This window comes from Rhizobium sp. CRRU65 (genome assembly GCF_048551595.1).
Lineage (GTDB): Bacteria > Pseudomonadota > Alphaproteobacteria > Rhizobiales > Rhizobiaceae > Rhizobium > Rhizobium leguminosarum_J.
In genome coordinates this window covers 167,556-189,049 of sequence record NZ_JBLYZH010000016.1, presented here as the reverse complement: position 1 = coordinate 189,049, position 21,494 = coordinate 167,556, and the positions used below count along the sequence as shown (strand labels likewise).

Below are 21,494 nucleotides of genomic sequence, written 5' to 3'. Positions count from 1 at the left end.
GACGCAACCGGACGCCAGGAGTTTCCAGCCGTTCTTTGGTAAGGAGTGATGCGTTAGGTTTCTCTCGTCTCGGCAGGCCTAGATGACAAGGAGAGGAAGATTGGCGAACATTCCTAATAGTATGAAATCAGAACTCGCAGCCTGGAATGATGGTCGAGGGATCAGCCTCCGGGACTGGACCGCCAACAGCGGAAATTTCTCACTTGCCGTAGGCTATTCAGAGATATTCTGGCCGCGCTTCGTAGCGTTTGAAAAGTATGTTCTCGTTGATGGTTTCAATATTGAGGGTTTGCGATCGTTCGAACAAAATCCTGAGGCAACGCGCCAGTCTGTCGAATGGGTAATGAACCATTTTCACATCGCCGACATTCAGCACTCGGCATGCACGGATATGGCGGGCGACAAGCTGGCGATCCTGGGCGAACGGCTGCGCGAAATCTACATGGCCAAGCTTGGGTGGCAATTTCCTGATCGGACATTCGTTGTAGAGTTTGTTCAGCCGGAACGGGCAGATGACTTCCCAGATTATCAGATGAGCTTTTTCCAAACATGATTTCTGCTGTTGAAGTTGGCTTGCGCTAGATCCAACCATGAGCAGCGGGCAGGCAAATCATGAAGATTGGTTGTCCACGCATCCCCAAGTCCCACACCATATATGGGCCCTCGATGCAATCACTCCCAACCGTTATCGAAGCTCTATTAAATGCTGCGGGGAAGATATGAGCGACCATTTCATTTGTTCGATATGTGGCATCTAACATGACGGATTGATCACCGATCGGGCCTACAAACTTCCCGATGATGTTTGGAGCATCCCTGAGGCCGAGAGGTCGGAAAAGGCACGGTTCGATAGCGATCTTTCGAGGGGACACAAGACCGGCAACCTCCTCCTCGTGCGTCTCCCATCCGTCTTGGCGTGTAAAATTTCCGCGCTACCTCTGCACACGGCAAAGGAGGAAGACGATGAAGATGCGGAAGTTTACGATCGCCGATGCGTCGTTGGAGCGTTCCCCCGGACAGGAGGCAGACATCTCCGTCGGCAATCTGGTCGACGAGCGGCACGGAGGGCCGATCACCATCGGTTATGGACGTTACGCACCCGGCCAGACCCTGACTGAGACCATGGCGGTCGACGACGTCATGATCGTTCTGGAAGGTCGGCTTTCGGTCTCGACGGACGGGGGAACGGTCACCGCCGGCCCCGGCGAGATCGTCTACATGCCCAAGGGTGAAACGGTGACCATCCGCTCGCTCGAGGAGGGCGCGCTCACCGCCTATGTCACCTATCCGCATTGGCGGCCGGCACACGCCTAGAGCGCCGTGCTGCGGCCCTATTCGGTCGATCGCCGACCCCGAACTGATCGTCAGAGGCCGGCAAGATAGTGAGCCATGGCAGCGATGTCGTCGGCCGACAAATTGCGCACCAAGGCCGTCATGCTGGGCATGTTCGGGCGCTTATTATCGTGAAAGTCGGAGAGGGTTTTGATCAGGTAGTCCAGCTTCTGATTTGCGACGCGCGGAGTGTTGGCGTATCCGACGAAACCCTCCCGGTGGCACGAGGTGCACTTCTTCTCGACGTCGAGCGCCTGGAAGCGGGTAATGCTCGCTGCGTCGGCCGGCTCGCGGTAGGCGGGCCAAGGCAGTGCGGAGAAGTAGGCCGCAAGCGCCTTCATGTCGTCGTCGGAAAGATTCTTCGCGATCCGGCCCATGAGGTCGTCGGTGCGCGCTCCATTGCGATATTCCTGCAAAGCTATCAGCAAAGAGGACTCGTGCTGGCCGGCAATGATCGGCGTGTTCTTAACAGTCGGCAGACCTTTCCTACCGTGACACATCTGGCAAAGCTTGGCCTTATGGGAGATTGCCGCCGGCGGTGGCGCAGCATTGTTCTGCGCTCCAGCCGGCAGCGGACCGAGGGCCAGAGCGGCGATGACGAATGGAGCGAGCGCGCTGCTGCAGGGCATGCGAGGCCTCCAGATGTATGAGGCTGATCTTATCAGAAGATGCAACCATTGGCGAGCGAACCCCCGTCGCCTCCATCCGACTATGGCTGCGTTTTTATGAGTTCACGCCCTAGACCGCGAGCTGCGGCTCAGCGCTTGTATTCGGGCTCGCTGCGATCAAGCGCGCGCTTCACGGACTCCAGATGGAGCCGGGCCGACTCCGGGTCGCCTTCGCGCATTTGCCGGTACGCCGCTTCCGCAATCTCAGGCGCGACGGCAAGGACTTCGCGTCCGGTCGACAGGGCGAGCGTCTGCACTTCGCAGGCGCGCTCGAGGTAATAGAGGTCGTCCCAGGCCTCGGCGATGTTAGGCGCGCAGACCATCACGCCGTGGTGCTTCATGAAGACGATGTCGGCATCGCCGATCGCGGCGGCGATCCGATCGCCCTCGCGCGCATCGAGCGCCAGGCCGTTATAGTTCTGGTCGACGGCCGTGCGTCCATAGAATTTCAAGGCGGTCTGCCCGGCAAAGATCAGGGGATCGCCCTCCGTCATCGAAAGGGCGGTGGCATAAGGCATATGGGTGTGGAACGCCGCCTTGGCGCGGGGAATGTTCTTGTGAATCCTGGCGTGGATGTAAAAGGCGGTGGCCTCGGGCTGCCCGCTGCCCGACACCACGTTGCCGTGAAAGTCGCAGATCAACAGCATCGAGGCCGTCAGTTCGGCAAAAGCGTAGCCATAAGGGTTGACGAGGAACAGGTCGTCATATCCAGGAACGACGGCCGAGAAATGGTTGCAGATCCCTTCCTCCATGCCGAGCCTTGCCGCCATCCGGAAGCAGGCGGCAAGATCGACGCGGGCCTGCCAGATGTCGTCCGTATCGAGTTTCGGCTGGTTGGGGCCGCCGGCGGGCGAGGGGGCTGTATTGAGGGAGTGCGCCATGGGGTCGTTTCAGATTGGTGTCGAAGGAGAGGGTGGCTGTGTTCTGGATTACGCCCGGATCAGCCTCGCATCAAGCCGGCTGGAGACAAAGATGGTTCGCTTCATCTGCATATTTTTACCCACCCTCCGTCGTCCCGGGCTGAGGCCTCAGATGACGGAGGGGGGAGGCGCTTACCGCTAAACTCCCCGTCGGCGCAGCGGATGGCGGATCGTCTCACCCGCGGCTCGACCCAAGGGGTGTCGTAAAACACTTAACTTACCAGCTCAGGCGTGTTCCCGATCGACAGCAGATGAGCCATTGCATCGGTAATTGCGTGGTTGTCGTAGGGTTTCGAGAAGGCCCTGCTTCCCATGGGGAGATCGCTCTCTTCGAGGATCACCGCGCCGGAGGCAACGATCAGCCTGACAGGCGGCCACCGATTTCGGATGTAATGGGATAGCTTGATGCCGTCCATCGTGCCGGGCATCTGAACATCGGTGAAAACCAGATCGATGTCGTTTCGCGACACAAGGATACGAATTGCCTCGTCCGCATCGCACGCCTCAAGCGCTTCGTAACCCGCAGAGAAGACCAGATCGACGGCACTCATCCGAATAATCGTGCTGTCTTCGACGACCAGGACGACCGCTTTGCCATAATTCATTGCTCACTCGGTCAGATTGGAGGTGCGAGCCGCATGGGCTCCGCAGGGATAGCGTTTCGCAAGCCATTCGGTTCCGAAGCCGCCGTAGAAAGGTCGGTTCGCAAACCGGCGCTTTCCCGGTGGCGGATTGTGACGGCCGTGCCGGGACCCGCATCGCTTAACTGAATGTCACCATGCAGGCTCTTTGCCAGCGCCTCCACAATGCCGGTCCCCAGTCCTGCCTTTGGTGCATCGCGACCTGCAGGCATGCCGATGCCGTTGTCGGTAACGGAGAGAGTCCAATCCTTGCCGGATGATCGATAGGCGATGGCGATTGCGCCTGGTCGTTCCACGGGAAAGGCGTGCTTGAGGGCGTTGATGGCAAGCTCAGTCACGACAAGCCCCAGGCGTACGGAAACGTCCGCCTCCACGGCGCTGTCATCGACCATCACCTGAATCGAAAGCCTGTCGGGGTCAGCAATCATCGACGCGCCGAGGCTTTGGCAAAGCTGAGTGAAATAGGTACGGAGTTCAACCTTGCCGCTGTTGGACATGGAGAGTTGGCGTTGCAGGGCCGCAATCGACATGACCCGGTGATGGGCGTTGTGGAGATGCCCGCGCGCTTCCTCCGACTGGACCCGCCGGGCGCTCTGCATCAGAACGCTGGCAATGATCTGAAGGCTGTTTGCGACCCTGTGCTGGACTTCCTGCAGCAGGATCGCATTGTCGCGAACGAGATCATCTTTCAGCCGAGCTTCGGCGCGCACATCGGTCACATCGGTGATGGCCAGAAGCAGGCGAATATGATCGATGTCGCCATCATCGAGCGTCCGCGCGTTGACGACCAGGTGCCGTGTTTTCTGGTTTGGCCGTCGAAAGTCGATTTCGTAGGCTTCGATGTTGGCGCTGCCCAAGGCGGTCGCCGTCAGCAGTGACGCAAGCTGGGGCATTGCCCATTCGCCGTTTCCAATTTCGCTGAGGCGTCGGCCGCAAACTGTCTTGGGGTCGATGTCAAAGACCCGGCAGAAGGATGCGCTCGCTGCGATGACCTTCTGGTCGTCGGAGAGGAAAAGCAGCGGTTCATTGGACGATACCACCACGGCAAGAGTGCTCGCCGCTTCGAAATGCGCTGGGGGTGTCTTTTGCATGGAGAGGCCCTCAAGGGCAGCAGACTCGCGAAGCAAGTCATCAGTCGGCAACAATGCCAACCGGCCAGAAGGCTCAGCCCGACAGAGAGACCGTAACACGCCTGAGAGGTGATCCCTTCATATTAAATATCGCGGCTGCCATGTCCGCGCGATACGCCGATGATGACGAATATCCATCGTCTCGGAGAGAGGCCATCCAGCAGGAAGCCGAAGCCTTTCCGGAACGCGCGGTCCAAAGTTGAATGTTGCCCAGCAGGTTCGTAACGGTGCATGATTCTTGCAGCGGTATCACGCCAAGGAAATTCCGACCTAAATACGGAGCTAAAGAGATGAAGATTCAGGGGCAGAGTGAGCTGTCTGGTATCGGTGAAATCCGAGCCCAGCTCGGCGGCTGGCCCATATCGACGGCTGGCATGTCGTCTACCTCTCGCGGCCTGCACTTTGATGTGAGAGACGGGAGCCACGGCGTCGAACTGGTTGTGCCTGGGTGTGATCATCATGCAGTGTTGGTGGCGCTGGGATCATCAAGGCAATTCCGCTTTCAAACGCACATAGCGTCCCGCGAAGTATCTTGCAGAGCAGGGGATCTGATTGTCGTCCCGGCCGGTAGCCCGGCACGGCTTGGAGGCGCTGTCCCGCCGATGCTTCGGATCGGTATCGACCCGGAGCAACTCAGTGATGGCTCTAGGCTGCGTGAGCCCCTCCGCGGCAGGGATGATCAGACGGGTTCTATCCTTCACGCCAACGATTTGTTTGCACTGTACATCGGCGGCGCGATCCTCGAGGAGATGCGCAAGCCGGATTTTGAATGGCGGATGCCTCTGTTACGTCACCTTGCTGAAGCGCTAACTGTGCATTTCGTGACAACGTATGGTGTTTACACAGTCTCCGATCACACCGGCGAAATCAGCGACAGGGAAGCCATCCGACGGGTAATCGAGCATCTTGGGCGGACAACACACGACTTTCCAGACCTCTCCTCGCTCGCCAAGCGGACCGGTCTCAGCCGCTTTCACTTCATCCGGGTTTTTAAAGCTGAGATTGGCATGACGCCTGCGCGATACGTGGAGCAATGCAGAATTGAGCATGCGAAGTCATTGATCGAGACAGCCGAAATATCGTTGGCCGATATTGCCGATAAGCTTGGGTTTGTCGATCAAAGCCACCTGACCCGACGTTTCAAAAAGGTCGTGGGTAGTACCCCTGCTGCATACGCACGCGCACAGGGCCGCCGGCATTTGTCAGAGATGTAACAATAATGTACAAAGTAAGCAATAAACTGCCATAAACGCCAGATAGCTTCGATATCCATCAAGCGAAAAAACAGATTCTTCGTCTCGCTGTCCTAGTTTAAGCAATAAAATCCCAGATAGAGCAATAAAATGCCATGACCTAATCTCAGAAGTAGTGCATATGTATTGCCAGAAGACGACATCAAGGCAGGAGATATAAACGTGAGCATTAGAAACATTATTCTTGTGCACGGATATTTCCTGGACGGTAATGCTTGGAATAAAGTTATACCGTTACTGTCAGAGCGAAGCATTGATGCAATCGCCGTTCAGCTTTCATTGACCTCGTTCTCTGAGGACGTGGCGATTGTTCATCGCGCCATTGAAATGCAGGACGGTCCGGTCATCCTCGTCGGACAGTCCTATGGTGGCGCGGTCATTACCGAGGCGGGCAACCATACCCGAGTTGCCGGCCTCGTCTACATCGCCGGCGCTGCGCCAGACAGTGGCCAGTCCGTCGACGACTGGTGGAGCGGTTATGCGACTGCGGCTGTTGTGAACGAACTGAGGCCCTGGGGCGACGCGCATGTTACGCTCACCCGCGACGGGGTGCGCAAATACCTCGGCCAGGATCTTCCGACTGCAGAAGCCGATATCGTCCACGCCACTCAGGGACCGCTTGGAACACGCAGTAAATTAGAGAAGATCTCAAAAAGCGCGTGGCACACCAAGCCTTCCTGGTACATGGTCACAACGCTCGACCACACGATGCCGCCCGCGGTACAGCAGGACTCCGCCGAACGTATGGGTGCCGAGATCATGGTTGTTCAGGCAAGCCACTTGCCTATGCTTTCACAACCGAAAGCCGTTGCCGAGTTCATCGCCAACGCCGCCGCGTCTTTTGACTGATAATTCGGTCCCAAGCCGAAGCATCATTCGAAACAACATATTCTGGAATTACCTCGCCACAGCGGCGAAACGACGACCCATTCCTGAGCGGCCCATTCCTGAGCGGAGTGTGTCTGTTCGGTGAAGTTCGACCTGGCGCACATCGCCTGGTCACAAAAGCTTCGAAGGAAGCCGTTGGCTCGCTTGCCCCCCAACGGAATTATTTACCCAACCCAAGAAGGAACAGGATCATGTCTACATCACCGAAACCCACCATCGTTTTTTGCCACGGCATTTGGGCCGACGGCTCATGCTTCAGCAAAGTCATCCCTGCACTGCAGGCGGACGGGCACGAAGTCATCGCCGTCCAGTACGGCCTGGACTCCTACGAGGAGGACGTGGCTACGGTTAAGCGGACGCTCAATCGTGTCGGCAGCCCCGTCATCCTCGTTGGGCATTCCTACGGCGGCGCAACGATCACGGCCGCCGGCATCGACGAGCGTGTCGTTGGTCTGGTTTACATCGCCGCGGTCGCCCCGGATGTCGGCGAGACCGTGCAGGATCAGCTCGCCAAGTATCCGTCGGACATCTTCAACCATGTCGAGGCAGCGGACGGCCGGGCCTGGATGCTGCCGAGCGGAACCAAGTTCTTCGCTGGAGACCTCTCGGAGGAAGAGCAGAAGCTTGTATGGGCCACGCACTATGCGCCGGTTGCCGATCTGTTCGACCAGCAAAAGCTCGGTGCCGGCGAGGTCGCGTGGAAGTCCAAGCCAAGCTGGTACGTCCTGGCGACGCAGGACCACACGGTGCACCCCGATCTCCAGCGCTGGGTTTCCAAGCGTATGAACGCGACGGTGACGGAGGTGGAAAGCAGCCACGTGCCGATGCTCTCTCAACCCGACGTGGTCATCGATGTCATCCGCAAGGCAGCGGCGGCCGTCCAGCGTCGCTGATATATCGTGGAAATTGCATATAAAGAGACCGTCATCAGGCGGTCTCTTCTGTTATTGGCAGATGCACCTGTAAGCGCGTCCGCCCACTGTTCGCCGTGTGAGGGGGACCGGTTAGATGGCGGTCGGCCGTCAGACAATAACGGGGGAAGGTAAGCGACGATCCATACGCGCCTTGAGGAAGCCTCTCGGAGTGAGGCCGGTCCTTTAACTCCTAAAGTTGTGCTGCTGTTAATTGTCGAGGTGGCAGCGCTGGGCCGCTCTCCAGCCTCCGCTACGCTCGATAACGTCAGCAGGAGCGGGTAAGACGCTACTTATGGGACCGTTCCACCGCGGCGAACATGTGTGGCGCATCCTGATCGACACCTCCGCGCAGAATGAAAATCACCTGTTCGAGTCTACTGAGCCCGACGACGGTCGCAGCCAGTGGAATGAAGGCCTCCCATCCCGTGATATAAAGCAACGGCCACAACGCGAATAGCAAAAGCGCGCCGGCCTTCGCGGACCAAAAATGGAACATCAGCAGGCGTCGAGTCAGCAGCCACGAAACGAGCAGATAGATCACCGGGCCGCCGAACAGGACTGTCAACGCAACTCCGTGGCGGGACGCGAGCCCGGGGTATGACGAGAGTAGAAAAAACAGAATGGCGACGGAGAAGATGTTGTCGACGATGGCGTCAAGGCGGGCACCGTATTCGGAAGCTCGCTTCGTCCGTCGGGCGAGCCATCCATCGACGAGGTCGGTCATGGATGCAATCAAGTAGAGGACAAGCGCCGGCCCAGCATACCCATAGCTCAGAAGCAGCAATATAGGGGCTATCAACAGGCCCCGACTGAGCGTCACCACGTTGGCGAGCTTGATTGGACCATCTTCCCAAACCAAACCATGGACGACGCTCATACTGGCTCCGCGGTCAGTTTGAGGGTCGTATCGCGTGCAATCAGCTTCTCAATAGAATAGGCGTTGTGATGCATCGGGCAGACAATCTGATTACGCTCATTGATGAAACCAAATTTGAGCGGCCCTCCACGGTGAGGGCACCTATTCGGGATCAGGTAAAGCTCGCTTTGGTAGGAAAGTAGAAAATACTCTATTCCGTCCCTGACAATCGGGGGAAGGTCCTGACCGATCCAGCTTGCCGCCTCACTCATGGCACAACCTCGCGTCCGACCGACAGCGGTGGAAAAACCTTGAAGGCGGACGGGTCGGTCAAATAACCAATGCCGCCGATCTGCAGAGCCGAACCCGTATTCCAGTTCGTCGCGGGCACCGCGCAGCGACCAGGCGAGGCCAAATTTGTCGGCATGCCAAACTCGGCGTGTCCTGCCTTCACCGCGGCCTCGAATGCCAAGGTCACGGCCAGCAGATGATCTCCCGACCGCTCGAAGGCCAGTCTCGTCAGTTCGGCGCCGGCGACGATCTCCGAGCCGACCTCGGGGCCGTACTTGGACACCAAGGGCGCGACCACTTCGTCGGCAACCATTGCGGAATGGTGGATGTCGATGTGCGCATGTTCGCCAAAGTAATGCGCGTCTACGCCGGGATGGAAGCGCTGGAGATACCGGAAGTGCTCCTCCGTGGATCGCTGGTAGCTTGCTTCGGCGAAGAGCAGGAAGCCAATCTGAAGAAACAAATTGCGAGGGCTCTGGAACATGAAGTGGATGACATTGTGCAACTCCAGAGTCGGAGTATCGAACAACAACCAATAGGCATTGTATTCTTCGCTGAGTCCGAACCCCCTCAATGTTGATCGGTAGAGCACGCTGTGTTTTTTGTTGTGGACCCCGTATCCGAATTCATCAATGAGAATGCGGAATAGTGCAGACTGAGGCTCACCATATTCGCCGATGACGCCGAGCGCGGAGGCGGAGGCTTCAGCCAGCAAATCGACAGAGGACTGAAGCAGAAAGTTCCGGTAATAATGATCCCGGTTGCTCGAGCTATCCAAAAACTCAAGGAAGCCGCTCGGCCTGTTCGCTTTGAGATTGGGTATTAGGTTTGCCACATACCCGGCGCAATCTTGTCGATGGCTAAGGCTGCGTGCCTCGGCAACCAGCGGGCCAACCAGTTCGTCTTCAAGGTTTGCGCGCATTTCGTCGAGACGCAGCATCTCGCGGGGATCGTAGTGCTGCTGTAGCCGCGACAGGATCGATCCGACAGGCGCTGCGCTCGGCAGCAAGACATAACGACCCTGATAACTGCGCATCAGCGCTTGATGTTGGACAAATCGCCGAAGGCTGGGATCTTCATCGTCGCGGAGAGCTTCAGCGTCGATGCGAATATCATATACCGAAGGTGGATTTCCGCCTGCTCGCGCCGCGAGGCGTTGTCCAATATCCAGCAGATCTTGCTTTCCGATGAAGGTCATGTGCGCGCCGTTCCAGGCTCGTAGATCGTCACGGCTATCCCACTCTTTGTGAAGCACTCGACCAATCGCCATTTCGATAATTCGAATGCCCGACTATATTCGTCAGGGCGCATATAGCTCGGGGCGTCCGCCGATCCAGTGACAACGGGTATATGTTTTATGACGATCCGGTGGACCAACCGCGCCTCGTGCAGGCTGTGCAGCAGGCGACTTCCGCCTTCGACGATCATGCTTTTGATGCCGCGAGCATCGAGAATGTTCATCAAGCCGGGGAGGTCGACTCGGCGTTCGCCACATCGCACCACTTCGACATTGGGCTTGCTTTTGAGCGCTTCGATATCGGCTTCCTTCGCCGCGCGGGAGACGACGATGACGGTCGGATGGCCGTCGTTCAAAAGCTTTGCGTCGAGGGGCAGCCTGCCCATTGACGAGGGTACGATACGCAACGGATTTGGCCCCGGTGCGTGACGCACCGTGAGTTCTGGATCATCCGAAAGGACGGTGCCAGCGCCGACCATTATGGCATCGTGTGCCGCTCTCTGGGCATGGAACCACGCGCGAAGATCGTCGCCATAGAAATCGAACAGACCCTTGCTGGAAGCCGTCGCCCCCAGCGACAGTTTGCCGTCGATAGTGACCTCCGACAGCGTTGTTATTTCAACCATTTCTTGTCCTCCTCCTCCGCACACTCTAATGCGACTGCGCCATGATTGTTCAATTGGGAGGAGGAAAATCGGGTGCGGCGTCTTTGGCGGAGACGGATCGAGCGAAGTGAGAGGCTTTGGGGCGAAGGGCGGCCATTCGTGGCTTTTGCTCCATCCGCATCCAACTCGATGGTGAAGCAAGGGATCCAGGCCACCGACTGACGCTTGAGATCAACGCTTCAACCCTCCTCGCGAGATGCAAGGAGGGTTGAGCTCAAGGGCGGTTAAATCGTCCGCCGATAGCGGTCACGCTCCTGCGCGATCTGCTCGGGGGCGTAGGGATCGAGCGTGTCATCGAACCGGGTCCAGCCCTGATCGTTATAGGCACGCCGGCGTTCGATCGGGTCGACCCAGTTTGAACCCTGGAGAACAGCCTGCGCCTCCGAGGCGCGGGCGTCGTCGACCTTGGCGGTGACCAGGCTGCCGCCGCGGCGGACACCTTCGGCATAGAGGTGGGCATCATCTTCCGGGACGCCGGAGTCGGTGAGGGCGCCGATCAGGCCACCGGCAGCACCACCAGCGACGGCGCCGGCGACGGCCCCGGCCGCAGTTGCGGCAAGCCAGCCTGCGGCAACCACCGGTCCGACACCCGGAATGGCCATCAAGCCCAGTCCGGTCAGCAGGCCGCCAGCGCCGCCGACGGCAGCGCCAATGCCGGCGCCCGTCGCGGCATCCTCGCCAACGTCAGAGTCGCGATCAATGCGGCCAGCCTTGTTGGAGACGATGCTGATGTCGTTTGAGGGGATGCCTGCCGCTTCCAATTTGCTGACGGCGGAGCGAGCGTCCGAATAGTCGTCGAAAAGTCCGGTTACAGTTTTCATCATGTTTCTCCCTGGGGTTACTTGGCGACGATGTTGCCTTGATAATCGAGGGCAATGGAGACGGCTTTCCCGTCCTTCATGCCGGCGGCCATCCAGATCCCCTTGTCATCGAGCTTGAGATCCTTGACGTCGGTGTAACCCGCTTCCGCAATGCGATCCTTCGCCTGGGCTTCGGTGAAGCTGTTGGCGCCCTCGACGGGTGCAGTCGGATTTTTGGTGTCCGGGGTTGCAACCGCAGGTGTATTTCCATCCGCAGATGGAGCCGGCGTTGTCTGGGCAAGGGCTGCAACGGCAGACGCGCAGAGAATTGTCGCCGCAAAGACGATCTTCTTCATATGTGTTTCCTCTCATTTTGCGGATCAGATGACGATCCATGCGCTGAAAACACGCAAGGGAGTTCTTTGTTCCCGAAGATTATGCAATTGATTTTTCTAAATATAAGGCAACGCAGGCATCCAGCCGGATCATTCTCCATAGGGCCTGGGCAATGCAACCAGGCGACAGGGGAGAGCGTAGCCGGCGATCGAACGGTCGCCTCAAGAAAGCCGCTCAGAGTCCGCCAGGCCCGCTAACTCCTAAGGTTGTGATGCTGTCAAATGTGCAGAGGGGTGGTCGCGAACCAGGGCAGCGCAGCCATCGGCCCATGCGGCCGCAACCGGGGTGAATGCCGGGCCGCTCTCCTGCCGGCAGTCCGGCAGGAGTGAGGTCGCAATTTCGATCGCAGGAGGCTCTTCCGGAGCGCGCTCGTGCGACAGGGAAGGATGGTTTGCCGTGTGGCCCCGGCAATGTCTGTGACTTCAGGGAATGCGGGCGATGACCTTGATCTCGAAGTCGAAGCCGGCGAGCCAGTTGACGCCGATGGCGGTCCAGTTCGGGTAGGGCGGCGTGCTGAACATCTCCTGCTTGACGGCCATGATCGTTCCGAACTGGTTTTCAGGATCGGTGTGGAAGCTGGTAACGTCGACAATATCATCCAGCGTTGCGCCGGCGGCACTCAGCGTCGCCTTGAGGTTTTCAAAGGCGAGCCGGACCTGGCTTTCGAAATCGGGTTCCGGCGTTCCGTCCGGACGGCTGCCGACTTGTCCGGATACAAACAACAGATCGCCGGATCGGATCGCGGCGGAATAGCCGTGCTTCTCGTAAAGAGCGTGCCTGTCGGCCGGAAAGATTGCTTCGCGTTTTGTCATTCTGGTCTCTCTTCATTGTTGACAACGACCGTTGAGCGCGACGTATCGCTTCACATCTCACGCCCCATTTGATATACGGTTCGTATGTGAAATGTATGAGATACGCATCGTATGTCAAGTCCATATACGCTTCGTATCTGAAATTGAGGGATTGAATGGCGAGGAAACGCAGTGAAACGATGCAGGAAAACCGCGTCAAGCTGATCGCGGCGGCGCGCAAGACCTTTGCGGAAAAGGGCTATTCGGCAGCATCGATGGACGAGCTGACGGCTGACGTCGGTCTGACGCGGGGCGCGCTTTACCACAACTTCGGAGACAAGCGCGGGCTCCTGGCGGCGGTCGTCGATCAGATCGACACGGAAATGGCGGTGCGCGCTCAAGAGATTGGCACGCGCGCAGGCAACGATTGGCAGGGCCTGCTCGCCGAGGGTGCGGCCTATATCGAGATGGCGCTCAATCCGGAAGTCCAGCGCATCGTCCTGCTCGACGGACCTGCGGTCTTGGGTGATCCCTCGCAGTGGCCGAGCCAGAACAATTGCCTGCAGGTGACCAAGAGCACGGTGGAGCGCCTGATCGCCCAAGGCATCCTCAAGCCGCTTGACCCAGAGGCGGCCGCCCGATTGCTGAGCGGCGCGGCTCTCAATGCGGCTCTCTGGATCGCCGCCAGCCAAGATCCGCAAAGCGTGATGCCAAAGGCGGTCGAGGCTTTTCACGCCTTGGCGGCAGGTCTGCTGGTGCAGCCTTTGTGATCTCCCAGGAGCCAATGTCGAGCGAAGGGACGTTCACCGCAGTAACGGCGAAAGTGGCTCCTTCTCCTTACTCGCTCTTCGAAGCGAGAGAAGGGAAGCGGCACGGGCTCGATCGGTGGTCGTCGCAAAAATCCGCCGCGAAACTCCAACTTTTGCGACAGAGTTTTGCGGCGAGGATCCTCGAACGCTTTCAGGAAAGACCGGACGTGTCGCAAAAGTCAGGAGTTTTGCAACGCGACAACCACAGGCTCGCCTTGTGGGAAGCTGATAACCTCCTTTGGTAAAGGCCAGTCCGCTGTAGTTTCCGGCTCGCCGTCCCCGTCAACATTGGCGCTCCTGAGTCGCGAAGCGAGCTGGTCTAGCGTTGTCCTCGCCTGTTGCGACAACTCGGTTGAAACGGGGGAAAGGTCCTTTGATAGACCCCAGTAATCCCACGGCTTCAGTTCCAGCTTACGCAGGGCTGCGATTTCTCGAAGCAGGCTTCCCGCGACGAACCACTCGCCCCCAAGGTTGAGGCTCGACACGCCAAATCGCGAGGCGATGCCCGGTTCGTCTTTAATCCGAAACCATGCCTCGTTTGCGGTTAGAAACCGCTCGCGCGGTACGTCCAATGTGTTGAAGGAAGCTCCACCGGCCGCCGCAAATTCCACATCGAGCCGTTTCCAGTGCTGGCCATCATGCCATTCGCAAAGCCAGTGATCTTCCCAAAAGTCGGGAACGATGTAGTCGGCAAAACCGACGCGAAGACGTGCCGGGATACCCTTGGCGCGAAAAGCGCTCGCTGCCAGAATTGCGAAATCCCGGCAGAGGCCACCAACCTTGATCTGCGTAGGATCGCCTTCAAACAAGTTGCGCTCGGCAGCAACTGCCAGAATCTCGGTTACGGAACGAAGCTCCAGATCGATGACCTGTTTAGTGGTAAAGCCTCGTTCCTTCGACTCGGCACCGCGAGGATGCTGCATGAACGAGCCAATCCACCGGGCAATCAACTCCGGCGCGTCGCCCCCGAGCATCAAGGCTTCACGATACGGGCCGGGTTCCGAATAAATACTTTGGGAGGCATAGAAGGTTTTGCGCATTGTCGTCTCTCTCCGATCGAGGATTGAGACACGACAAGAAGGGCAAATTTTCAAAAATTGTCAATCGGGTGCCTGTCGCGAAAATCCCGATTAAAGCGACACTCGTTTTCCTGACTTTTGCAACGTCGCAGAACAGACGGTTTTGCGATGCCGGCAATGTCTGCTGTTGGCGCAAATCCGCCGCGCGCACAGCGGGAAGTATGCCGATCGCGGACTTTAGGGAATTGCCTTGGCATAGTCTCGGGCTCGAAGAGTTTTGCGGCCGCGAAATAGACTTGCGAATCGCATAAGTGTGTGCTTATGTGTTTGCATGATCGAGAGTGACATCTTCCGAGCCTTGGCTGACCCCACCCGCCGCGCGATCTTCGAGAAGCTGGCGGCGGGCGGCATGAACGCCAGTGCCCTGCGGGAGGGCATGGAGATCAGCCAGCCGGCAATGTCGCAACACCTCTCGGTTTTGCGGAGCGCAAAGCTCGTGAGGGAAGAACGGCAGGGGCGTTTCGTGAATTACGAAGTCGATCCGGACGGGCTGGCTCTCATCGCACAATGGTTGGCGAAATATCGCGCCTACTGGCCTGCCCGCATCGAAGCTCTCAAGGTCTTGCTGAAGGATATGGACCAATGAACGATGGAAAGGCCAAGGAGCAGAAAGACGGCATCGACCTGGAATTCGATCTGGATGAACCGCCGCATAAGGTCTGGCGTGCAATCAGCATTCCGGAATTTCGGGAAAACTGGTTGCCGAAAGACGCTTTAGCCGATCCCACCCCGGCCACGATCACACCTGGCGAGGAAGTCCGTTACAGCCTGCGCGACGACGCTCCACCTTTCCTTGAAAGCACGGTGACGTTCACGATCGTCCCGAACGCGACCGGCGGTACCCGCCTGCGCATTATCCACGAGCTGACCGACGCGAGGCTTGACCGGATGGCGAAAACGCCCGCGAACAGCAACGGTCCGCCCCTCATGCTCGCCGCCTGACGCGGCAAGCTCTCCCCTTTGATTTCTGCAAGATTGGAGTTCGCCGATGCGCGAAGCGATGCAGCTCGTCCCTATGGTCATAGAACAATCCAGCAGAGGGGAGCGGTCTTTTGACATTTACTCCCGCCTTCTGCGCGAACGCATCATCTTCCTCAACGGCGAGGTCAACGATACCGTTTCCGCACTGGTCTGCGCGCAGTTACTGTTCCTTGAGGCCGAGAATCCAAAGAAGCCGATCAATCTTTACATCAATTCTCCGGGCGGCGTCGTGACCAGCGGCCTCGCCATGTACGACACCATGCGTTTTATCCGCGCGCCAGTTCATACGCTTTGCATGGGGACAGCCCGTTCCATGGGATCGTTCCTGCTGATGGCAGGCGAGGCCGGCGGAAGAGCTGCTTTGCCCAATGCCAGTATCCTCATTCACCAGCCATCCGGTGGCTTCCAGGGGCAGGCTTCCGACATGATGATTCATGCCGAAGAAATTCTGAAGACCAAGCAGCGCATGACGCGGCTCTACGCGGAGCATTGCGGACGCTCCTATGAAGACTTTGAGCGCGGGATGGATCGCGACCGCTTCATGACGGCGGAAGAAGCATTGGAATGGGGTCTTATCGACCGTATTCTAACGGTTCGGGAAGACACGGCCAGCCTATAGACAGTTTCATGGACGCAAAGAGTCCAGATGGGGCGGAACCGTTGCTGCGGCTATCGGTTAATCCGCTGAGGTCGCGGCGTGCCAATCGGACGTGACGGAGATGGTGAACGCACCGGTTTTTCCGATTTCTCGGTGCGGGCAACGAAATGCCAGGCGAGCACCTTACCTGTTCGCCGCGATCTCATCCCGGACAACAGGATTTCGCGAGGATCGAAACCGTCAACCAGGGCCACACATCGCTCACTGTCGCCTGAGCGCGGAAACCGCCGCCCGCCATCAAAGGCGATCGAACGGGCGAGCGACCATGCTCCGTGTGGATCGATCAGAGGAGGAGAGGGCATGAGCGAGAATAGTTGGAAGGTCGGGCTTCGCGCGAAGCTGGAGGATCTCGTCGACGACTGCGTTGTGGCCGGGGCCAGGCAGCAGGACGTTTTCGATACGATCATCAGGGAGATCGGCAATCTGCGCGCAGCCCTTGAGCGCGATCCTGACCCTGCGGAGGACGACGCTGCTGTGATAGAAGAGCCTGCGAACGATTGGCCGGCGGCCGACAAGTGACGTGAAGCCGATCGGGGAGGGGCGCGCGGCCTGTTGGGGCGGGGCTTATGGAACCAACTGGCGCCGCGGAAGGTTATAGCTTTGGCGATCGGTTTAGCTTGATCTGCGAGACGTGACAGCCCGCGCCGGCCGCTCATCATTCACAAGGGGGAATTGCTATGGAAAGTGCAGGTATCGGCTGGATCGCCGCAATCATCATCGGCGGCATTGCCGGCTGGCTCGCCGAAATGCTGATGAAGAGCAACATGGGCGTGCTGATGAACATCGTTCTCGGTATTGTCGGCGCCATCGTCGCCAACTTCATCCTCTCGCTCTTCGGCGTCGTCCTTGGCGGATGGCTGGGTTATCTGATCGCGGGCTTCATCGGAGCCTGCATCCTGATCGCCATTGCCAGAATGGTCAGGCGGACGGCCTGATCAAACAGAAGGCGGCCCCGCAAACCGGCCGCCTTCATCACGTTTCGGGTTAGCCCGCCTGATTGCGAGACGCCGCCGGGACGTTCTGTCAGACCTCGATGATGTAGACGATCGTTAGGGCATCGGGATCGACGATGACGATCCGGCCGTCTGCAAGGATAAAGAATCGGTAGCTTTCATACTGCGGAACGATCTTCACGATGCGTGGCGGCAGCGGTTCGAGACGAACCTTCTTCGGGATCGTCGTTCCGACGGAGACCGTGAAATTCACTTCCTTCACCGGCGCAACATGGACCTCCTTCACCACTGTGCGAATTTCGGTCTGCTGCTCGACGGAAATGTTGACGTTGGTCTTGGTGTTGGACGTCTGATTGTTCGTCGTTGTGTTGTTGTTGACGTTGGTTTCGGAAGAGCTTTTGCTCGTCGTCGAAGAGTTCTGATCGGTCGACTGTTTCGACGCATCGCCGCTTTGCGTGGTGGCGGCGTTGCCCGAGCCCTCTGCAGGCTTGGCATTTTGCGTGCTGCTCTTCGTGCCTGAGGTGGCCGAGCCGCCTGTATCGCTGCTGCCGGATTTGGCGGCGGGCTTCTGTTCGGTCGTGGTGGTGCCGCCGGCGTCTTGCGATCCGGGTTTGGTTTCCGTCGAAGACTTGCCGGAGGCACTTCCCTTTGTCGAAGAATTATCGTTCGAAGGCTGTTCGGCGCTCTTTTTCATGTCCGAACCCTGACCCGGTTTCTGCTGCGATGACTGGCCCTTGCCTTGCGGGCAGGCTCCCGAAGCGTCGGGAGTACAGTCGGTGCCGGTTCCAGTGGCGCTGGAGCCGGCGTCCGTGCCCGTCTGCGAACCGGACTGGGCCTGGCCGCCGCTCTTGGTGTCCTGCTGTGCCGCCGCGGGCAGTGTGGCAAGTGGCAAGACGCTGAGTGACAACGCTGCTACGAGCATGGTGAGATGGTTGCTTTTCATGATCAATCTCCGAGGTTTCGGGCACGCGATGCCGTCCCGCATTCTCATGCGTCGGATGCGTGCCCTGACTGTTGAAGGGGGCGGCTTCAGCCGCACGTGGTCACTGAATGACCTGGATGACCTTCCGGGAGGAGGGTTCGACGATCACATGCTGATCGTTGACGATCGCGTATGCATATTTCGGGTCGTCGGGAATTGGGGTGACGACCACGGTCTTCGGCAGGGGCTGCCCGACGACGACCTTCTCCTTCACCACGACGCGCGTGGTCGGGGCGGGAGCTTGCTGAACATAGGTGACCACCTGCTGCGGCGGTGGATCGATGACGCTACCTGCCACGCCGCCGACGATACCGCCGACAGCAGCACCGACCGGGCCGCCGACAATCGCACCCGTTGCAGCACCGCCTACTGCTCCTGTCACCGTCGAAGACTGCGCAAAGGCAGAGGTCGATGCCAACAAGATGCCTGCGGCGATTCCTATTACTTTGATATTCATCTGTTTTCCTCCTTGGATGCGGATGATTCCGCTGCGGAGACAAACCGAAAGATCGAGGAAGTGTTCCAGATGTCGGACTTCATGCCGGGGCCGATCCGACCTTGGTCCTAGCGTAGGATTCGCCCGCCTACTGCGTGGGAAAACGGCTGAGCATTCGGTCGTGGACGTTCTCCCAGCCGACGATCATCGCGGCAAGCGAGATGGCTTTGTCGCGGTCCACAGCCTTGGTTATAAAGCCTTCGAGCAGGACGACAGGGCCGAGCATCCTGATCTCGATGGCACTGCTGTCGATATCAGGATCGGCGGCAAGGGTGGCTTCGATTGTGGCGATCGTGGATGCCGAACTATGGCCTTGCGAGCAGCGCTCTTCGTGATTGTAGTTATCGGGGCCGAACTTCATATTCTCCTCCTGTTCCGCCCCTCCACGGACGTACACATTACCTCGCATTAGATATGAGCGGCGTGCCCTGACATCACCAGCCGGACTTAAGTCCGGCTTTCCCTCGGCACGATCCGCATTAAATTCTCCTGATCCTTGCTGAAAGGACGTCAGGGAGGTTCTAGCAATGTTGCCGACTCCAGTCAGAACCTCCCTGATGACGCTTGAATTTATCGACCAGTGTCGAGCGTCCGAGCTCGGCAAGGAGGCGATGAATAGGAATGCAGGCGGTCGGTCATAGGGAAGCGCGCGAAAGCGAGGACTTTGCTCCTCTGATGCTTGTGACAAGCGGCAAAGGCTGGGCGCTCTGGCGCCATCCTGATGTCGACCCAAATGTCTGATTTCGCCTCCGGCTACGAAGACCGGGTTTGTGATTTTGCCATCTGGCCGAGCCGGTCCGCCACGGGCTCAAGGGTTGAATGCAGCTCGGCATCCACCTCCGTCAACTGCATCAGGTGACGTCGAGATTGCGCGGTCTCGTCCGGGCGTTCGACAGACGAAGGGACGATTTGCTGGTCGAATTTCGACCTGTTCACTCGCGGTGGATCACGACCGGTTGCTGTTGTCCTCACGAGACGATGACAGTGTTGTCTCAGGCGCAGGCACTTCTCGAATGCAAGCCGAACCACGAAAGATGGTTCGCTTTTTAAGATCGACCAGATCGTCACAAGTGACAGATACGTGTTCCTGGCTTGGCGGAACTCCCAAAATGCGTATTTCTGGGTGGCGTTGATTGCGCTCCGCGTTGCGTATTGGGGGAGTTGAGGGTTTGCCGCCAGCGAACGCCTGATAACTTCCAGTGCGCCTCGGCCCATTGGCAGGTGATTGGACGACATGTTGCCGGGATACTGCCGGTATCCAACCAGCCGTTCGGGGATGACTTCGATTTGATAGCGCGCGGCCAGCTTGAGTTCGAAGTCGAGATCTTCGCAGCCGCCAATTCCTGCAGCTGCATATGAGCTGTCAAATCCGCCAATCTCGAGCGCGACATCCCGACGGACAAGAAGCGCGCTTCCGTTGCCGACATATTTGAAAGTCAGATGCCGGGCGAAGATATATCCTCTGGCGACATCGGGCCGGCAGGAGCGAAGGATCTCGTCGTCACTATTGATGATGTAATGCAGCACATAAACCGCAGCCCACTGTGGGGTTAAGCGATTGAGCGCATTCACCTGCTTTTCGATTTTCGTGTGATGCCAGAGATCGTCCGCGTCAAGAAATGCCACAAACCGACCTGCTGCTTCCCGGATGCCGGTGTTCCTTGCTGCGGCAACGCCGCGGTTTGGCGTGGACAGCAGGCGGATCCGCGAATCTGCCAGCGCCACTTGCTCGACCACCCTTGCCGTATCATCGGTAGAGCCGTCATTGACGACGATGATCTCCAGGTTCCGGTAGGTCTGGCGCCCGGCGGATCGAAGCGTGCGTTCGATATAACGGGAAGCATTGAAGGCCGGGATGACCACCGAAACCAGCGGCCCGTTGAAATGACGAACGTCCCTCCGATCCGTGTCTGAAGAGAAAAGCATTCCAGATCCCTCATTCGGCCAACAATAATTCTCTTCGTTCTGATGATTGGCGATTCAGCCACGCACTATTCCAACTTCGGGCGACCCGAAATGAACTTTCGTCCAATGCAACTGCCCTCGCGCGGAAGAAAGGGAAGATATGGTGGCCGCAACGGGTCTTCCGGATGGACTTGCCACCGCGACCGCCCCTTTTCTTCGGGTGTTCTAACATGCGTCCAATCAACCTCCAAAAAGAAAGCCCCGTCGCGAGTGACGGGGCAGTTAATTTTCGACCGAAGGAGTGGGCCGCACGAGGGCGTCGAAGGGTCGCGGTGTCAAACTTGCCCCCGGCCGGCCCGGCCCGTTACTCTCGCCGACCGCATTGCTTCCCGAGCTGGCGCATATACCTAGCGGAGTGGAAACACTCGCTTGGTGGCTTTGGGCTGTCTCGGGGACGGCGGCATTGACGGAAACCTCGCGGAGGATCGTTCCCTCCTCGCTGCAGATTGCGATGCCGAGCGGAATTCTTTGCCTTCTGGACAAAAGAGCCGTTGCGACCAGTTCTTGAAGGCTCTCCATGGCTTCTGCAGTTGCGACATAAAGATCCGGGTACTCCTGGCCCTCGGTTTCCAATACTGAGCCATCCATGTGCGTGATATGAAAATACAGCGTCAGCAAGGTACACCTCCTTCACAAGTGCCAGTTAACGCGGATCTGCTTCAGAAGTTTCGGTCAAAACCGTACACTCGCTCGAGCGGCGCCACCGCAAAGCTTTGGAGGGGCGGATCGCGATCCGGAATCAGACACAGCAATCGTGAGTAAGAAGCGCGTGGCAGCTCTGCTTCACGG

Annotated in this window: 28 protein-coding genes; 11 read left to right on the top strand and 17 right to left on the bottom strand. The window is 58.3% G+C overall.

What is annotated here, in order from left to right; genetic code table 11:
- Positions 1-100 precede the first annotated feature (100 nt).
- Positions 101-553: a hypothetical protein gene (locus ACM5SV_RS28095; protein WP_158686903.1), complete on the top strand. Its 453-nt coding sequence runs from the start codon at positions 101-103 to the stop codon at positions 551-553.
- 410 nt (positions 554-963) lie between these two features.
- Complete coding sequence (locus tag ACM5SV_RS28090) at positions 964-1,314, top strand: cupin domain-containing protein (protein WP_222018232.1); 351 nt, start codon at positions 964-966, stop codon at positions 1,312-1,314.
- Between the two features lie 50 nt (positions 1,315-1,364).
- On the opposite strand, the gene ACM5SV_RS28085 is transcribed toward ACM5SV_RS28090, so the two are convergent.
- From ACM5SV_RS28085 to ACM5SV_RS28070, 4 genes are all read right to left on the bottom strand, one after another.
- Positions 1,365-1,961 (bottom strand): c-type cytochrome, encoded by a 597-nt coding sequence (locus ACM5SV_RS28085; protein ID WP_222018234.1) that lies wholly within the window; start codon positions 1,959-1,961, stop codon positions 1,365-1,367.
- Between the two features lie 128 nt (positions 1,962-2,089).
- A complete protein-coding gene (locus tag ACM5SV_RS28080; RefSeq protein ID WP_012756432.1) occupies positions 2,090-2,881 on the bottom strand; it encodes an aldolase in 792 nt (263 codons plus the stop codon).
- 251 nt (positions 2,882-3,132) lie between these two features.
- Positions 3,133-3,525 (bottom strand): response regulator, encoded by a 393-nt coding sequence (locus ACM5SV_RS28075; RefSeq protein WP_166471309.1) that lies wholly within the window; start codon positions 3,523-3,525, stop codon positions 3,133-3,135.
- 11 nt (positions 3,526-3,536) lie between these two features.
- A complete protein-coding gene (locus ACM5SV_RS28070) occupies positions 3,537-4,652 on the bottom strand; it encodes a sensor histidine kinase (RefSeq protein WP_222018236.1) in 1,116 nt (371 codons plus the stop codon).
- Between the two features lie 329 nt (positions 4,653-4,981).
- Here ACM5SV_RS28070 and ACM5SV_RS28065 point away from each other — a divergent pair, with 329 nt between their 5' ends.
- The 3 genes from ACM5SV_RS28065 (at position 4,982) to ACM5SV_RS28055 (ending at position 7,725) form a co-directional block, all read left to right on the top strand.
- The gene (locus tag ACM5SV_RS28065) at positions 4,982-5,905 is read left to right on the top strand and encodes a helix-turn-helix transcriptional regulator (protein ID WP_222018238.1); all 924 of its coding nucleotides are present in this window, start codon (positions 4,982-4,984) and stop codon (positions 5,903-5,905) included.
- Between the two features lie 201 nt (positions 5,906-6,106).
- Positions 6,107-6,793, top strand: a complete 687-nt coding sequence (locus ACM5SV_RS28060) for an alpha/beta fold hydrolase (protein ID WP_222018240.1) — start codon at positions 6,107-6,109, stop codon at positions 6,791-6,793.
- A gap of 230 nt (positions 6,794-7,023) precedes the next feature.
- The gene (locus ACM5SV_RS28055) at positions 7,024-7,725 is read left to right on the top strand and encodes an alpha/beta fold hydrolase (RefSeq protein ID WP_222018242.1); all 702 of its coding nucleotides are present in this window, start codon (positions 7,024-7,026) and stop codon (positions 7,723-7,725) included.
- 307 nt (positions 7,726-8,032) lie between these two features.
- Here ACM5SV_RS28055 and ACM5SV_RS28050 read toward each other — a convergent pair whose 3' ends face one another.
- The 7 genes from ACM5SV_RS28050 to ACM5SV_RS28020 all read right to left on the bottom strand — a co-directional run bounded on the left by ACM5SV_RS28050 (position 8,033) and on the right by ACM5SV_RS28020 (position 12,803).
- On the bottom strand, positions 8,033-8,623 hold the full coding sequence (locus ACM5SV_RS28050; RefSeq protein WP_113546289.1) for a CDP-alcohol phosphatidyltransferase family protein: 591 nt from the start codon (positions 8,621-8,623) through the stop codon (positions 8,033-8,035).
- The gene (locus ACM5SV_RS28045) at positions 8,620-8,874 is read right to left on the bottom strand and encodes a Rieske (2Fe-2S) protein (RefSeq protein WP_113546288.1); all 255 of its coding nucleotides are present in this window, start codon (positions 8,872-8,874) and stop codon (positions 8,620-8,622) included. Before ACM5SV_RS28045 ends, ACM5SV_RS28050 begins: the two co-directional genes overlap by 4 nt.
- The gene (locus ACM5SV_RS28040) at positions 8,871-10,091 is read right to left on the bottom strand and encodes an iron-containing redox enzyme family protein (RefSeq protein WP_260686609.1); all 1,221 of its coding nucleotides are present in this window, start codon (positions 10,089-10,091) and stop codon (positions 8,871-8,873) included. Before ACM5SV_RS28040 ends, ACM5SV_RS28045 begins: the two co-directional genes overlap by 4 nt.
- Entirely contained in the window at positions 10,088-10,756 is a 669-nt protein-coding gene (locus ACM5SV_RS28035; RefSeq protein WP_222018243.1) for a RibD family protein, read from the bottom strand. Before ACM5SV_RS28035 ends, ACM5SV_RS28040 begins: the two co-directional genes overlap by 4 nt.
- A gap of 263 nt (positions 10,757-11,019) precedes the next feature.
- Positions 11,020-11,616: a general stress protein gene (locus tag ACM5SV_RS28030; RefSeq protein ID WP_222018245.1), complete on the bottom strand. Its 597-nt coding sequence runs from the start codon at positions 11,614-11,616 to the stop codon at positions 11,020-11,022.
- Positions 11,617-11,633: 17 nt separating this feature from the next.
- Positions 11,634-11,951, bottom strand: a complete 318-nt coding sequence (locus ACM5SV_RS28025; RefSeq protein WP_003546144.1) for a PepSY domain-containing protein — start codon at positions 11,949-11,951, stop codon at positions 11,634-11,636.
- Between the two features lie 462 nt (positions 11,952-12,413).
- Positions 12,414-12,803: a RidA family protein gene (locus tag ACM5SV_RS28020; RefSeq protein WP_222018247.1), complete on the bottom strand. Its 390-nt coding sequence runs from the start codon at positions 12,801-12,803 to the stop codon at positions 12,414-12,416.
- 155 nt (positions 12,804-12,958) lie between these two features.
- Between ACM5SV_RS28020 and ACM5SV_RS28015 the strand changes: the two genes are divergently transcribed.
- Complete coding sequence (locus ACM5SV_RS28015) at positions 12,959-13,552, top strand: TetR/AcrR family transcriptional regulator (RefSeq protein WP_222018249.1); 594 nt, start codon at positions 12,959-12,961, stop codon at positions 13,550-13,552.
- Between the two features lie 218 nt (positions 13,553-13,770).
- Here the strand turns inward: ACM5SV_RS28015 and ACM5SV_RS28010 are convergent, their stop codons facing one another.
- Positions 13,771-14,631 carry a transglutaminase-like domain-containing protein gene (locus ACM5SV_RS28010; protein ID WP_222018251.1) on the bottom strand — a complete coding sequence of 287 codons (861 nt, stop codon included), beginning with the start codon at positions 14,629-14,631 and terminating at the stop codon, positions 13,771-13,773.
- A gap of 310 nt (positions 14,632-14,941) precedes the next feature.
- On the opposite strand from ACM5SV_RS28010, the gene ACM5SV_RS28005 reads away from it, so the two are divergent.
- The 5 genes from ACM5SV_RS28005 (at position 14,942) to ACM5SV_RS27985 (ending at position 17,244) form a co-directional block, all read left to right on the top strand.
- Positions 14,942-15,256: an ArsR/SmtB family transcription factor gene (locus ACM5SV_RS28005; protein ID WP_012756446.1), complete on the top strand. Its 315-nt coding sequence runs from the start codon at positions 14,942-14,944 to the stop codon at positions 15,254-15,256.
- The gene (locus ACM5SV_RS28000) at positions 15,253-15,612 is read left to right on the top strand and encodes an SRPBCC family protein (protein ID WP_164049580.1); all 360 of its coding nucleotides are present in this window, start codon (positions 15,253-15,255) and stop codon (positions 15,610-15,612) included. Before ACM5SV_RS28005 ends, ACM5SV_RS28000 begins: the two co-directional genes overlap by 4 nt.
- 46 nt (positions 15,613-15,658) lie before the next feature.
- Positions 15,659-16,270, top strand: a complete 612-nt coding sequence (locus tag ACM5SV_RS27995) for an ATP-dependent Clp protease proteolytic subunit (protein WP_012756448.1) — start codon at positions 15,659-15,661, stop codon at positions 16,268-16,270.
- Positions 16,271-16,609: 339 nt separating this feature from the next.
- Complete coding sequence (locus tag ACM5SV_RS27990) at positions 16,610-16,828, top strand: hypothetical protein (protein WP_128440391.1); 219 nt, start codon at positions 16,610-16,612, stop codon at positions 16,826-16,828.
- Between the two features lie 158 nt (positions 16,829-16,986).
- On the top strand, positions 16,987-17,244 hold the full coding sequence (locus tag ACM5SV_RS27985; RefSeq protein WP_012756450.1) for a GlsB/YeaQ/YmgE family stress response membrane protein: 258 nt from the start codon (positions 16,987-16,989) through the stop codon (positions 17,242-17,244).
- Between the two features lie 88 nt (positions 17,245-17,332).
- On the opposite strand, the gene ACM5SV_RS27980 is transcribed toward ACM5SV_RS27985, so the two are convergent.
- The 5 genes from ACM5SV_RS27980 to ACM5SV_RS27960 form a co-directional block, all read right to left on the bottom strand.
- Entirely contained in the window at positions 17,333-18,205 is an 873-nt protein-coding gene (locus tag ACM5SV_RS27980) for a DUF1236 domain-containing protein (protein ID WP_222018253.1), read from the bottom strand.
- 100 nt (positions 18,206-18,305) lie between these two features.
- Entirely contained in the window at positions 18,306-18,701 is a 396-nt protein-coding gene (locus ACM5SV_RS27975; protein ID WP_222018255.1) for a DUF1236 domain-containing protein, read from the bottom strand.
- Positions 18,702-18,828: 127 nt separating this feature from the next.
- Positions 18,829-19,101 carry a BON domain-containing protein gene (locus tag ACM5SV_RS27970; protein WP_221970507.1) on the bottom strand — a complete coding sequence of 91 codons (273 nt, stop codon included), beginning with the start codon at positions 19,099-19,101 and terminating at the stop codon, positions 18,829-18,831.
- A gap of 392 nt (positions 19,102-19,493) precedes the next feature.
- Entirely contained in the window at positions 19,494-20,666 is a 1,173-nt protein-coding gene (locus ACM5SV_RS27965) for a glycosyltransferase family 2 protein (RefSeq protein ID WP_419425459.1), read from the bottom strand.
- 261 nt (positions 20,667-20,927) lie between these two features.
- A complete protein-coding gene (locus tag ACM5SV_RS27960) occupies positions 20,928-21,323 on the bottom strand; it encodes a DUF6894 family protein (RefSeq protein ID WP_221971317.1) in 396 nt (131 codons plus the stop codon).
- Positions 21,324-21,494 lie beyond the last annotated feature (171 nt).